Origin of the sequence: Corynebacterium sp., from assembly GCF_012837295.1 — a bacterium.
In the GTDB taxonomy this organism is placed as follows: domain Bacteria; phylum Actinomycetota; class Actinomycetes; order Mycobacteriales; family Mycobacteriaceae; genus Corynebacterium.
Genome location: NZ_DURI01000315.1, coordinates 1 through 12,769 on the forward strand (window position 1 = coordinate 1; position 12,769 = coordinate 12,769).

Annotated in this window: 9 protein-coding genes; 3 read left to right on the forward strand and 6 right to left on the reverse strand. The window is 70.7% G+C overall.

Annotation, left to right across the window (positions count from 1 at the left end; genetic code table 11):
• Positions 1–282: 282 nt before the first annotated feature.
• Together GX015_RS10265 and GX015_RS10270 are read left to right on the forward strand one after the other, a co-directional pair.
• A complete protein-coding gene (locus GX015_RS10265) occupies positions 283–2,406 on the forward strand; it encodes an acyltransferase family protein (RefSeq protein ID WP_291344936.1) in 2,124 nt (707 codons plus the stop codon).
• Complete coding sequence (locus GX015_RS10270; protein WP_291344924.1) at positions 2,403–4,538, forward strand: acyltransferase family protein; 2,136 nt, start codon at positions 2,403–2,405, stop codon at positions 4,536–4,538. Before GX015_RS10265 ends, GX015_RS10270 begins: the two co-directional genes overlap by 4 nt.
• 74 nt (positions 4,539–4,612) lie before the next feature.
• On the opposite strand, the gene ffh is transcribed toward GX015_RS10270, so the two are convergent.
• The 4 genes from ffh to ftsY all read right to left on the reverse strand — a co-directional run bounded on the left by ffh (position 4,613) and on the right by ftsY (position 9,940).
• Entirely contained in the window at positions 4,613–6,232 is a 1,620-nt protein-coding gene (ffh, locus tag GX015_RS10275) for a signal recognition particle protein (protein WP_291344926.1), read from the reverse strand.
• Between the two features lie 93 nt (positions 6,233–6,325).
• On the reverse strand, positions 6,326–6,667 hold the full coding sequence (locus tag GX015_RS10280) for a P-II family nitrogen regulator (RefSeq protein WP_060925588.1): 342 nt from the start codon (positions 6,665–6,667) through the stop codon (positions 6,326–6,328).
• A 55-nt stretch (positions 6,668–6,722) separates the two neighbouring features.
• Positions 6,723–8,063 carry an ammonium transporter gene (locus tag GX015_RS10285; RefSeq protein WP_120982938.1) on the reverse strand — a complete coding sequence of 447 codons (1,341 nt, stop codon included), beginning with the start codon at positions 8,061–8,063 and terminating at the stop codon, positions 6,723–6,725.
• 167 nt (positions 8,064–8,230) lie between these two features.
• Positions 8,231–9,940: a signal recognition particle-docking protein FtsY gene (gene ftsY, locus GX015_RS10290; RefSeq protein WP_291344929.1), complete on the reverse strand. Its 1,710-nt coding sequence runs from the start codon at positions 9,938–9,940 to the stop codon at positions 8,231–8,233.
• Between the two features lie 99 nt (positions 9,941–10,039).
• On the opposite strand from ftsY, the gene GX015_RS10295 reads away from it, so the two are divergent.
• Entirely contained in the window at positions 10,040–11,425 is a 1,386-nt protein-coding gene (locus GX015_RS10295; protein WP_291344930.1) for an FAD-linked oxidase C-terminal domain-containing protein, read from the forward strand.
• Between the two features lie 15 nt (positions 11,426–11,440).
• On the opposite strand, the gene GX015_RS10300 is transcribed toward GX015_RS10295, so the two are convergent.
• The gene (locus tag GX015_RS10300) at positions 11,441–12,526 is read right to left on the reverse strand and encodes an ABC transporter permease subunit (protein ID WP_291344932.1); all 1,086 of its coding nucleotides are present in this window, start codon (positions 12,524–12,526) and stop codon (positions 11,441–11,443) included.
• A partial coding sequence (locus GX015_RS10305; RefSeq protein WP_291344934.1) for a hypothetical protein occupies positions 12,523–12,769 on the reverse strand: 247 nt, incomplete at its 5' end. The genes GX015_RS10300 and GX015_RS10305, both read right to left, overlap by 4 nt.

Here is a 12,769-nt window from a genome sequence, read left to right on the forward strand (position 1 = left end):
CATTCGCGGCGGGGGCCGGTTTTGCCCTTGGTTTGGTCTGCGGGTGACCATCGGTCGACCGTGGTCGGGTCCGACGAACCGCAGCGTCGCCCACGCGGCGCGCGGACAACCCCGGAAACGATACCAGCGGCGGGGCCAACGGCCAAAAACCGGGCGACCCCGTGTGTCCTGCGCCGATTCGGCCCCGGCATGGGCGGGTTGTTATCCTGCCAGCGATGCGAAACCCGGCCCGGGTTTTCCGGCAATCGCGACGACTCCAGACGACGACCCCAGAGGTGCCAACTGAACACGCCCGATCCCGCCAGCGCTTACCGTCATGATCTCGACGGTCTGCGGGGTTTGGCCATCGCCCTCGTCGTTCTGTTCCACGTTTTCGGGGGCTCCGTCTCCGGCGGCGTCGACGTGTTCCTGCTGCTGTCGGGGTTCTTCTTCCTCGGCTCCCAGATGCGCAACGCCGACCGCCCCGGCCAGTCGATCAATCCGCTGCACTCGTTGTGGCGCACGGCCCGGCGGCTGCTGCCGGCGCTGATCCTGGTGCTCGGCGTCACCGCCGTGGCCGCGATCGCGTGGTTCCCCCGACTCCAATCGCCGTCGATGGCCGCCCAGCTGACGGCGTCGATCCTCTACCGGCAAAACCACGCGCTGGCCAACCAGGTGCAGGACTACGCGGTGGCGGGATCCACGGTGTCGCCGCTGCAGCACCTGTGGTCGATGTCCGTGCAGGGGCAATTCTACGTCGCCGGCATCCTCCTGGTTTCCGCGCTGGCCTTCGTCCTCCGGCGCAGGTCCGCCCGCACGGGCCGGCCAACACCCGCCGTGCGCGCCGTGATGCTGCCCATCCTCGTGGTGGCCACCATCGCGTCCTTCGCCTACGCCGCCTGGCTCCACGAAGCGTCTCAGGGCCTGAACTACTACTCGACGTGGTCGCGCATCTGGGAAATCACCGCCGGTGGTCTGCTCATCTACGTGGCCGCGGGCACGTCGCTCCCCGCGAAGATCCGGCCCTGGTTGCCGGCGGCCGGCGTGGTCCTCGTCGTGTCCACCGGCTTCTTCATCGACGGAGCATCGATGTTCCCCGGCCCCTGGGCCCTGTGGCCGCTGCTCGGCGCGGCGCTGGTGATCATGGGCGGCGGCGCCGGCCCGGTCTCCGCCATCCTCGCCTCGCGCCCCATGAGGTGGCTCGGCGACGTCGCCTACGCCCTTTACCTGTGGCACTGGCCCCTGCTCATCCTCGGGCTGCTCGCCGTCGGCGCCAATGCGCCCGGCCGGAAGCTGGGCGCCGCCGTCATCGTCGCCTCCCTGGTGCTGGCCTGGGCGACGCACCGGTTCGTCGAAAAGCCCCTCATGCAGAAGGGCAGGCGACCGAAGGTGGGCGAGCCCGCCGTCCGGAAGGCGCCCCGCGCCCAGGTGCTCGCAGGTTCCGCGCTGGGCCTGGCGGCCGTGCTCATGCTGGCCGCCTCGCCCATCCAGAACCACCGCATCGAACTCGCCCGCGCCGAGGTGCTCGATCCCGTCACCTACCCGGGCGCGCTGGCCGTCACCGACGGGGCCCCCGTGCCCGGCGACGTTCCCTACCGGCCCGGCCAGGACCTGATCAACAACATGTGGCCCCTGCCCGCCCAGGAAGGCTGTCTGTCGCTGCGCAGCGACGACCCCGGCACCGTGGTCACCGTCAAGCGCTACACCGACGAATCGCCGTGCGTCTACGGCGACGTGGACTCCGACCGCTCCATCGTGCTGGTCGGCGGATCGCACTCCGAACAGTGGTTCTCGCCGCTCGAGCAGGTCGCGCTCGACGCCGGTTACCGGCTGGAGGTCATCCTCCGCCCCGGCTGCGCGACGTTCCTCGCCCCGGTGTGGGACATGAACGACCTGTGCGCCGAGTGGTCCAAGGCCGTCGTCGAGCACCTCGCCGACAACCCGCCCGACGTCGTCGTGACCACGTCCAGCCGGCCGGGGTACGAGAACACCGACTACACGCCGGACGGCTACGTCGAGTTCTGGACGACGCTCACCGAGCTCGGTATCCCCGTCGTCGGCATCCGCGACACCCCGTGGCTCATCGACGAGGCCGGCGACCCCTTCAATGCGACGGACTGCGTCGCCGGCGGCGGCGACCCCGTCGAGTGCGGGCCGCGGCGCGAGCGCGTGCTCTCCCCCGCCGACCCCGCCGAGGGGATCCTCGCGGACATGCCGCTGGGCCAGGGCCTCGATTTCTCCGACGTCCTGTGCGGGCCCGTCCAGTGCCCGGCGGTGATCGGCAACGTCTACGTCTACCGCGATGACAACCACCTGTCGGACCACTTCGCCCGATCCCTGTCCGGGGAGATGAAGCGCCGGTTGCTCCCGTTCCTCGAGGACATGGCGGCGCTGAAGGACGAGGGCGCGCGGGAGGCCGGCGAATGAGCCTCTCCCATCGCCACGATCTCGACGGCCTGCGCGGCCTGGCCATCGCCCTCGTGGTCCTGTTCCACGTCTTCGACGGGCGGGTGTCCGGCGGCGTCGACGTGTTCCTGCTGCTGTCGGGGTTCTTCTTCCTCGGCTCGCAGATGCGCAACGCCGACCGCGGCGACCGGTCCATCAACGTGTGGCATTCGCTGTGGCGGACCATCCGGCGGTTGCTGCCATCGCTGATCCTCGTGGTCACCGCGACCGCGCTGGGCGTGCTGGCCCTCGCCCCCGCTCTGGTCAACGGCGAAAACGTGGCGCAGCTGCCCGCGTCGCTGCTCTACGTGCAGAACATCGTCCTCGCCGAGCAGGGCGCCGATTACGCCGCCGCGTCCGCCGAGATTTCGCCGCTGCAGCATCTGTGGTCGATGGCGGTGCAGGGCCAGTTCTACCTGTTCGGCATCCTCGTCGTCTCCGTCGTCTCGTTCATCCTGCGGTCCACGCACGCCCGGCCGCGCGTGGCCACGATCATGGCGCCGCTGCTCGTCGCCGCGACCGTCTCCTCCTTCTGGTACGCCACGGTCCTGCACGGGCAGGCGCAGGGCGCCAACTACTACTCCACGTGGTCGCGCATGTGGGAGCTCACGGCGGGCGGGTTGCTCGCGCTTGCGGTCGCCCGCTTCACGACGCCCCGGTTCGCCGCACCCGTGCTCCCCGTCCTGGGCGTGGCCATGATCGTGTCCACCGGCTTCATGTTCGACGGCGCCGCCGAGTTCCCGGGCCCCTGGACGCTGTGGCCGCTGGGCGGCGCGGTGTTGGTCATCCTCGGCGGCGGCGCCGGTTTCATGTCCCGCATCCTCGAATCTGGCTTCATGCGGATGCTCGGGGACGTCGCCTATGCGCTGTACCTGTGGCACTGGCCGCTGCTCATCATCGCCATGTCGGCCCTGGGCCTCGACGAGGTCGACGCGGGCGTCGGCACCGCCGTCATCGCCGCTTCGTTGGGGTTGGCGTGGCTCACGCACCGGTTCGTCGAAAAGCCCCTGATGCAGAAGGTGCCGCGCCCCCTCATCGGGGAAAAGCGCGCCCGCGCGGCATGGCGGAGCCTGAAGACCGGTCCCGGGGCCGCCCGAGCCGTCGCCGCGATCGTGCTCGTGGCGATGTTCGGCGCCGTGGTCGGACTGGGGCAGGAATACTCGCGGCGCGCCGCGGATTCCGCGGGACAGAGCCTCGACGCCATCACCTACCCCGGCGCCCGGGCGCTGTCCGACGGCTACCCCGTCCCCCGCGGTCTGGAGCCGAAACCCGAACTCGAGTACGTCGGCGAGTCCTACCCGCTGGCCGCCGAGGACGGGTGCATGACCTACTCCCGGGAAGACGCCGGGCACGTCGCCGACGTCAAGCGGTTCGGCGGCGACGCCGGCGAACCGTGCGTGTACGGCGACCCGGACGGGGACAAGACGATGTACCTCATCGGCAGCTCGCACTCCGAACAGTGGAGCACCGTCCTCGACCGCATCGCCCGCGACCGCGGTTGGCGCCTGATCCCCATGACGAGACAGGGTTGCGTGATCACCCTGGGCACCCCGCTGCCCAGCTCCGACGACGTCTGCGTCGAATGGTCCGAAAACGTGCTGGACCGGATCGCCGAGGACCGTCCGGACCTGGTGATCACCACCTCCACCCGCGCCGTGGGCGACTGGGGCGAGGGCCCAGACGAATTGGCCCCCGGCATGGCCGAGGCGTTCCGCTTCCTCGACGGCGAGGGCATCCCGCTCGTCGGCGTGCGCTCCAACCCGTGGCTCGTCGACGAGGACGGCCGACGCCTCAACGCGCCGACCTGCCTCGCGGAGCTCCAGGTCGACTGGGATGACGAGGAAGAGGCGGCGGCGGCCGCCGAGGCTTGCGGTATCGCCCGCGACGAAGGCCTCGCCGACCGCGACCCCGCGGCACGGCTGTTCGCCGGCTTCGACCAAGGCTGGTCCATCGACCTGTCCGACGCGATCTGCCGCGACGACCACTGCCCCGCCGTCGTCGGCAACGTGGTGGTCTACCGGGACTCCAACCACCTCAGCGTGGCCTACGCCGACTCCCTCCAGCCCGTGCTGGCGCGCGAACTGGCGCGGGTGTTCGACGAACTGGAGGGCTAGCGCGCGAAAAGCCGGCGGGATCCATCGCGGATCCCGCCGGCTTTTTCGTTTCAGTGGAGCCCGGCGACCGGCGGTTAGCGGCCCTTGCCGCCCTGGCCGAAGTCCAGGTTGTCCAGGTCGATGCCCTCCATGCCCGGGGGCATCTTGCCCTTCATCTGCTTCTGCAGCTCCGACATGTCCGGCATGCCGCCGCCCATGCCCGGCATCCCCGGCATCCCCGGCATCCCGGGCATTCCCGGCATGCCGGGCATCCCGCCCTGGCGCATCGACTTCGGCGGCGTCGGGCCCCGGCCCTTGCCCTTCTTGCCCTTGCGGCCCTTCTTGTTCTTGCGGTTCGACGGGCGGCCGCCGGGCATGCCGAACTTGCCGGCCATCTGGGCCATCATCTTGCGGGCCTCGAAGAAACGGTCCACCAGCTGGTTGACCTCGCTGACCGCGACGCCCGAACCGGCGGCAATGCGCTTGCGGCGCGACGCATTGAGGATCTTCGGGTCGTTGCGCTCCGCCGGGGTCATGCCGCGGATGATCGCCTGCATGCGGTCGAGGTGCTTCTCGTCGACCATGTCGGCCATCTCGGACATCTGCGCGCCGCCGGGCAGCATCTTCAGGATGTTGCCGATCGGGCCCATCTTGCGGACCATGAGCATCTGCTCGAGGAAGTCCTCCAGCGTCAGCTCGCCGGAACCCATCTTGGCGGCGGTCTTCTCCGCCTCCTTCTGATCGAAGACCTGCTCGGCCTGCTCGATCAGGCTGAGCATGTCGCCCATGCCCAGGATGCGGCTGGCCATGCGCTCCGGGTGGAAGACGTCGAAGTCCTCCAGCTTCTCGCCCGTGGAGGCGAACATGATCGGCTTGCCGGTCACCTCGCGGATCGACAGGGCGGCGCCGCCGCGGGCGTCGCCGTCGAGCTTTGTCAGCACCACGCCGGTGAAGTCGACGCCGTCGCGGAAGGCCTCGGCGGTGACGACGGCGTCCTGGCCGATCATCGCGTCGATGACGAACAGGACCTCGTCGGGGTTGACGGCGTCGCGGATGTCGCGCGCCTGCGTCATCAGCGTCTCGTCGATGCCGAGGCGGCCGGCGGTGTCCACGATGACGACGTCGTGCTGGGTGCGCTTGGCTTCCTCGATGCCTGCCTGCGCCACGGCCACGGGATCGCCGTGGGACGTGCCCATCTCGTGCTCGTAAGAGTCCATCGACGTGCCGGGATCCGGCGCAAACGTGGGCACGCCGGCACGCTGGCCGACGATCTCCAGCTGCTGCACGGCGCCCGGGCGCTGCAGGTCGCACGCCACCAGCATCGGGGTGTGGCCCTGCTTGGCCAGGTGGCTGGCCAGCTTGCCGGCCAGGGTGGTCTTGCCGGCGCCCTGCAGGCCGGCGAGCATGATCACCGTCGGCGGGTTCTTGGCCAGGCGCAGACGCTGCGTGTCGCCGCCGAGGATCTGCACGAGCTCCTCGTTGACGATCTTGACGACCTGCTGCGCCGGGTTCAGCGCCTGCGACACCTCCGCGCCGGCGGCGCGCTCCTTGATGCGCTTGATGAAGGCGCGCACCACGGGCAGGGAGACGTCCGCCTCCAGAAGGGCGAGGCGGATCTCGCGGGCGGTGGCGTTGATGTCCGCCTCGGACAGACGTCCCTTGCCGCGAAGATCCTTCAGCGCCCCTGTGAGCCGTTCGGAGAGTGATTCAAACACGGGTGGTCGATCTCCCTGATGGTGTCGATGTCATGGATGTAGCTTCACCACCATACCCGGCGCCCCCGCCCGGCACGCCAACCGCCGGGGCGGTCAGCGCAGGGCGGCGTCGCCCACTTCGCCGGTGCGCACGCGCACGGCGTCGGTGACTTCGGTTGCCCAGGCCTTGCCGTCGCCGATGGTGCCGGTGCGGGCGGCGTCGGCGATGACGGACAGGGTGGATTCGGCCATGTCGTCGGGGACCACGACGTCGAGCCGGAGCTTCTCGACGAAGGCCACGGCGTATTCGGCGCCTCGGTAAACCTCGGTGTGGCCCTGCTGGCGGCCGAAGCCGCGGACCTCGGAGACGGTCAGGCCCGAGACCCCCGATTCCTCGAGGGCCGCCCGGACGCTTTCCAGGGTGGTGGGCTTGATGATGGCGGTGATGAGCTTCATGATCGTGGCTCTCGCTTTCCTCGCTGCGGTGATGCGGTTCGTGGATGCGGGGGTCTTAGCCCCGGACGATGACCGGGATGCCGCCGGAACTGTCGTAGGCGGTTTCGCGGTGCTCGGCGTTGTCGACGCCGGCGCGCTCGTCGGTCTCGTCGATGCGCCAGCCCATCGCGGACTTCAGGCCCATGGCCAGGATCCAGGTGACCAGGCCGGAGAAGATCATGGCGACGACGGCGATGATGATCTGAATGGCGAAGAGCTTCAGGCCGTCGAGGCCGCCGCCGGTGAGCAGGCCGTCGCCGGAGGCCAGCAGGCCGACGCCCACGGTGCCCCACAGGCCGGCGACGAGGTGGACGCCGACGACGTCGAGGGAGTCGTCGAAGCCGAAGCGGTACTTCAGGGACACGCCCAGGCACGCCAGGGCTCCGCCGACGACGCCGAGGATCAGCGAGGTGACCGGAGTCAGAGCGCCGGCCGCCGGAGTGACGGCGACCAGGCCGGCGACGATGCCGGAGGCGGCGCCGAGCGAGGTGGCGTGGCCGTAGCGCAGGCGCTCGACGGCGAGCCAGCCGAGCATCGCGGCCGCGGTGGCGGCGGTGGTGTTGACCCACGCCAGGCCCGCCATGCCGTCGGCGGCGAAGGCGGAACCGCCGTTGAAGCCGAACCAGCCGAACCACAGCAGCGCGGCGCCGAGCATGACCAGCGGAAGGTTGTGCGGGCGGTGCGCCTCGCGCATGAATCCGTGTCCGCGGCCGATGACCAGGGCCAGGACCAGTGCGGCCATGCCGGCGTTGATGTGGACGACCGTGCCGCCGGCGAAGTCGATCGGCGCGATGGCCGCGACGGTCTCGCCGGCTTCGGTCACGGTGCCGAAGAGCATGGCGGACAGGGAGTCGGCGGAGTGGCTGAGCAGGCCACCGCCCCAGACCATGTGCGCCATCGGAAAGTACGCGAAGGTCGCCCACAGGCCGGTGAAGACCATCCAGGTGCCGAACTTCACTCGGCCGGCCAGCGCACCGGAGATCAGCGCCGTGGAGATCACCGCGAAAGTCAACTGGAAGCCGACGTCGATGATGTTGGCGTAACCGGAGGCTCCGGCGACGTAGTTGCCGGCGTCATCGGTGATCTGGCCGGAGAGGCCGAACTGCTCGAAGGGATCCGCGAAGATGCCCGCGAAAGAATTGGAGCCGTAGGACATCGACCAGCCCCACAGCACGTAGACGACGGTGACGACGCCGAGGGCGCCGAAGGACATCATCATCATGTTCAGTACGGCGCGGCGGCCGGTCATTCCGCCGTAGAACAGCGCCAGCGCGGGGGTCATCAGCAGCACCAGCGACGCGGAAATGAGCATCCACGCCGCGTTGCCGGAGTTCAGCACAACCTCATCGGGGGTCATCGCGTCTCCTATTTTCCTGTGTTCTCAATGGGACGCACATGAGTATCGGGGGGTGCTGTTACGGCGAAACCCGCCGAACGGTTACGTTTCCGTCACCATTCGGCGGGTTGGTGTTTCACCGGCGTTGCGCTTGTTTCCGGGTGGTTACCGGAGCTCCGCGCCCGGGATCAGCCCAGGAGCGCGTCGACGAAGCCCTCGGGCTCGAACGGGGCGAGGTGGTCCGCGCCTTCGCCGAGGCCGACGAGCTTGACCGGCACCCCCAGCTCGCGCTGGACCTGGAAGACGATGCCGCCCTTGGCGGTGCCGTCGAGCTTGGTCAGCACGACGCCGGTGATGTCGACGACGTCGCGGAAGGTCCGCGCCTGCATCAGGCCGTTCTGGCCGACGGTGGCGTCGAGGACCAGGAGCACCTCGTCGACGGCGGCCTTCTTCTCCACGACCCGCTTGACCTTGCCCAGCTGATCCATCAGGCCCGTCTTGGTGTGCAGGCGGCCGGCGGTGTCGATGAGCACGACGTCGGCGGAGTTCTCGATGCCCTTGGCCACGGCGTCGAAGGCGATCGACGCCGGATCGGCGCCCTCCGGGCCGCGGACGGTGGTGGCGCCGACCCGGCGGCCCCACGTCTCCAGCTGATCGGCGGCGGCGGCGCGGAAGGTGTCGGCCGCGCCGAGCAGGACATCGTGGCCCTGGGCGACGAGCACGCGGGCCAGCTTGCCGGTGGTGGTGGTCTTGCCCGTGCCGTTGACGCCGACGACCAGCACGACGGCGGGCTTGCCCTCGTGCGGCAGTGCGCGGATGGAGCGGTCCATGTCCGGGCCGCACTCCTCGATCAGGACCTCGCGCAGCAGCGCGCGGGCCTCGGCCTCGGAGCCCACGCCACGGGAGGCGATGCGCTCGCGGAGCTTCTCCACGACGTTCATCGTCGCCGCGGTGCCGAGGTCGGCCATGATCAGCGTGTCCTCGATCTCCTCCCACGCGTCCTCGTCGAGGTCGCCCGCGCCGAGGATGCCCAGGACCGACTGGCCGATCGCGTTCTGCGAGCGGGACAGGCGGCCGCGCAGGCGGGAGATGCGGCCCTCGGTCGGCTCGATGTCATCCAGCGGCTGCTCCGGCGCTACCGGGGCGACGGCCTCGGTGGCCTCGTCGGCGACGTCGGCGGGGCGGTCCTCCACCGGCGCCGAGTCGGCGACCGGTTCGCGGACGACGTCGTCCTCGGCCCCGACGGGAGCGACGGCCTCGGCCACCGGCTCGTCGACGATAGGCTCCTCGACGACCTCTTCGACGGGCTCGGGCGCCAGGTCGGCCGGGGGCACGACGTCCGGCGCAGGCTCCCCGAGATCCTCGACCTCCGGCAGCGCGGGCTCGTCGGCGAGTTCCTCCGGAACCTCCGGGGCCTCCATGTCGTCGACGGACTCGACGGACTCGACGGGTTCGGACTCGACAACCGGCTCGGGCTCCGGCGCGACAACGGGCTCGGGCTCGGGCTTCGGTTCGACCGTCGGCTCTCCCAGTCCGGATCCCTCCGGACGCGGCGGCAGCGGCGGGGCCGGCGGAGCGGGAGGGGCGGCCTTGGTTTCCGGGGCGGGCGGGGTCTTCGGAGCAGTCGGCGCGCCCAGCTCCTGGCCGGGCAGCAGGTCCGGCTGCTTCTCCGGCTTCGTGGTCTGCGCCGGGGAAGCCGGGGCGGCCGGGGCGAAGTTGAATCCGCCGGTCGCCTGATAGTTGCCGGACTTCTCCGCCTGGGTCAGCTCCTCGGGAGCCTTCTTCTCCTCGAACGAGATGGTGTTCTTCTTCCTGCGGGCCAGGCCCACCAGAAGCAGAATCACCAGCAGCACCACCACGACAACCGCGGCGAGAATGATCCATTGCGTAACCGTCATGCCCACCAGTCTTGCAGGTTCCCGCCAGTCCGGCTCGCCCCGGGTGGCCGCGCGCCCCGGAGCGGCCCGGTGATCCGGGCCCGGTAATACAGTGGCGGCATGATCTCCTCCGCTGCACGGCAACCGATCCGGGATCTCATCGAGTCATTGCCGCCCGGCGCCGTCATCGTCGACGCCGACGTCCTCGATTCCTACGCGCGCGACCGCACCGACGTCCTCGCGGCGGGTGCTCCCATGGCCGCGGTCACCGCCCGCTCCACGGACGACGTCGCCGCGGCGCTGAGATGGGCCCATGCGAACGACGTGCCCGTCGTCACGCGGGGCGCGGGGACGGGACTGTCCGGGGGCGCGACCGCGACGCCGGGCTGCCTGATCGTCTCGCTGGCGAAGATGAACCGGATCCTGGCCATCGCGCCCGATGACTTCGTGGCCCGCGTCGAGGCGGGCGTGATCAACGGCGATCTCGATCGCGCCGCGGCCGAGCACGGGCTGATGTATGCGCCGGATCCGTCGAGCATGGACATCTCCAGCATCGGCGGCAACATCGCGACCAACGCCGGCGGGCTGCGCTGCGTGAAATACGGGGTGACGCGCAACTCGGTGCGCGCGCTGACGGTGGTGCTCGCCGACGGCCGCGTCCTGCGCACGGGCCACGACACCGTCAAGGGAGTCTCGGGCCTGGACCTGGTCGGGCTCTTCTGCGGGTCGGAGGGCACGCTCGGCGTGATCACCGAAGCCACCGTCGCGCTCGTGCCCCGCCCCGCCGGGGATCCGGTGACGCTGCTGGCCCCCTTCCCCACCGCCGACGCCGCGCTCGGCGCAGTGTCGGCGGCGATGCGGCTGGGCGCGGACCCGGAGCTCATGGAGTTCATGGACCGCCGCACGCTGCAGTCGATCGACGATTGGAAGGGCACCGACTTCGCCTCCTCCGGCGGCATGGTGCTCGCGCAGGTCACCGGGCCGGACGCGCGCGGGCGCGCCGAATTGATCGCGCAGGCCTTCCACGTCGGCGGCGCCGAGGACGTCGCGGTGTCCGACGACGCCGCCGAGGGCGAACAGCTCGTCGCCATCCGCCGCATGGCCTATCCCGCCAAGGAACGCCTCGGGCACGCGCTGACGGAGGACGTCTGCGTCCCGCGCTCGCAGCTGGCCCACATGATGCGATTCATCGACGCGCTCGCCGAGGACCGCGGGCTGACCATCTGCACCGTCGCCCACGCCGGCGACGGCAACCTCCACCCCGTGTTCATTTACGACGGCCCCACTCCCGCCGACGTGCCCGACGAGGTCTGGGCGGCGGCGGGCGATGTTTTCCGCGAGGCGCTGCGCGTGGGCGGCACGCTCACGGGCGAGCACGGCGTTGGCACGCTGAAGCGCCGGTTCCTCGCCGAAGAATTGGGCGACATCGGCGTCGAGGTGCAGCGCGCCGTCAAGCGCGCCCTCGACCCGAAGTGCCTGCTCAACCCGGGCAAGGCGCTGGCCTGACCCGGGCCGCCCGGCTCAGGCGATGCGCACGCCCGCGGGCAGCTCCCCGGCCGGCACCTTCAACCTCCGGTGGGCGAAGGCGACGCCCGCGGCGCCGAGCAGCAGGTTGATGCCCAGGCCCGGGCCCCACTTCCAGCCGGGGCGCCCCTCCTCCGGCCGCGGCGTCGCCTGGGTGATCTCGCCGTCGCCCGGTCCGCGCATGGAATCGGCGAGCTCGGCGCACGTCTCCGGCTGATGCTCGGGTTCGTGGAAGGACCGGTCGACGACGTCGCGCACGATGGGGGTCACGCCGGGCGCGTCGCCGGTGTACGGCAGGGCGTCGGACAGGATGACCACGGGATTGGGCAGGAACAGCCATGCGATGCCGCGGGTGTCCAGCGTCCGGATTTCGGTGGTCTCTTCGCGGCACCAGCTGGACGTGTCGTCGAGGTCCAGGTTTTCTTCGTACCGCATCATGTACGCGACCTGCCGGGTCTCGCGGTGCTCGGTCAGCGGCATGGACAGCAGGAACGACACCGGCAGGCCCACGACGAGCACGGCGACGACGAGGTAGACCAGCATCGTCGACGACGCCGTCCGCGGCGTCAGCGCCGACAGCCCGAGCCCCATGCCGGAAATGGCCAGCAGCAGCAGCGCGACGACGGCCACCCCGAGCAGCAGCGCCCACCACGGCAACCCGCCGCGGATGACCGTCCACACCAGCACGGGCAGGGACACGAGCAGGAACGCCAGGGAGGCCAGCCATGCGGCCAGGAGCTTGCCGACGGCCACCGCCCACGCCGGCACCGGCGCAGCCTGGATGAGGGCCAGCACCCCGTCCCGCCGATCGCCGTTGATGGACGTCGCGGTTTGGGCGGGAGCCACCATCAGCCCGACGAGGAGGACGAAGAGCAGGGTGCCCGAGGCGATGGCCTCGGCCGACGCCCGCTCCCACGTCGCCTCGTCGCCCAGCATGCCCGGGCCCACGGAATCGAAGAACAGCGTCTGCAGGACCACGGTGCCCACGAGCACGACGAACCAGCCGATCAGCAGCACCCGCCACCGCGTCGACCGCGCCCGTTGGGTCAGTTCCAGCGACAGCACTTCGCGCATCGCGTTCATCGGCGCGCACCCCATTCCAGGTATCGGGATTCCAGCGTTCTCCGGCCGAAGGACGCCACCACCACTCCGGCGGCCAGCGCGCGGGCCAGCGCCGCCGAGGCCTCCGCCGGTTCGGCGGCGAAGTCCGCCCACGCCATGCGCGGCCCGTCGTCGGGCGACTCGCCGCCCAACGCGATGCCGATCGCGGGATCCTCGGCATCCGCCCAGCGGCGCAGCGCCCCGTCCTCCCCGTCGGCCCCGGCG

Bases quoted from the DNA above. Each gene is read 5' to 3' on its own strand.
- GX015_RS10270 (WP_291344924.1), top strand. From the start codon at position 2,403: ATGAGCCTCTCCCATCGCCACGATCTCGACGGCCTGCGCGGCCTGGCC.
- GX015_RS10280 (WP_060925588.1), bottom strand. From the start codon at position 6,667: ATGAAGCTCATCACCGCCATCATCAAGCCCACCACCCTGGAAAGCGTC.
- GX015_RS10285 (WP_120982938.1), bottom strand. From the start codon at position 8,063: ATGACCCCCGATGAGGTTGTGCTGAACTCCGGCAACGCGGCGTGGATG.
- ftsY (WP_291344929.1), bottom strand. From the start codon at position 9,940: ATGACGGTTACGCAATGGATCATTCTCGCCGCGGTTGTCGTGGTGGTG.
- GX015_RS10295 (WP_291344930.1), top strand. From the start codon at position 10,040: ATGATCTCCTCCGCTGCACGGCAACCGATCCGGGATCTCATCGAGTCA.
- GX015_RS10300 (WP_291344932.1), bottom strand. From the start codon at position 12,526: ATGAACGCGATGCGCGAAGTGCTGTCGCTGGAACTGACCCAACGGGCG.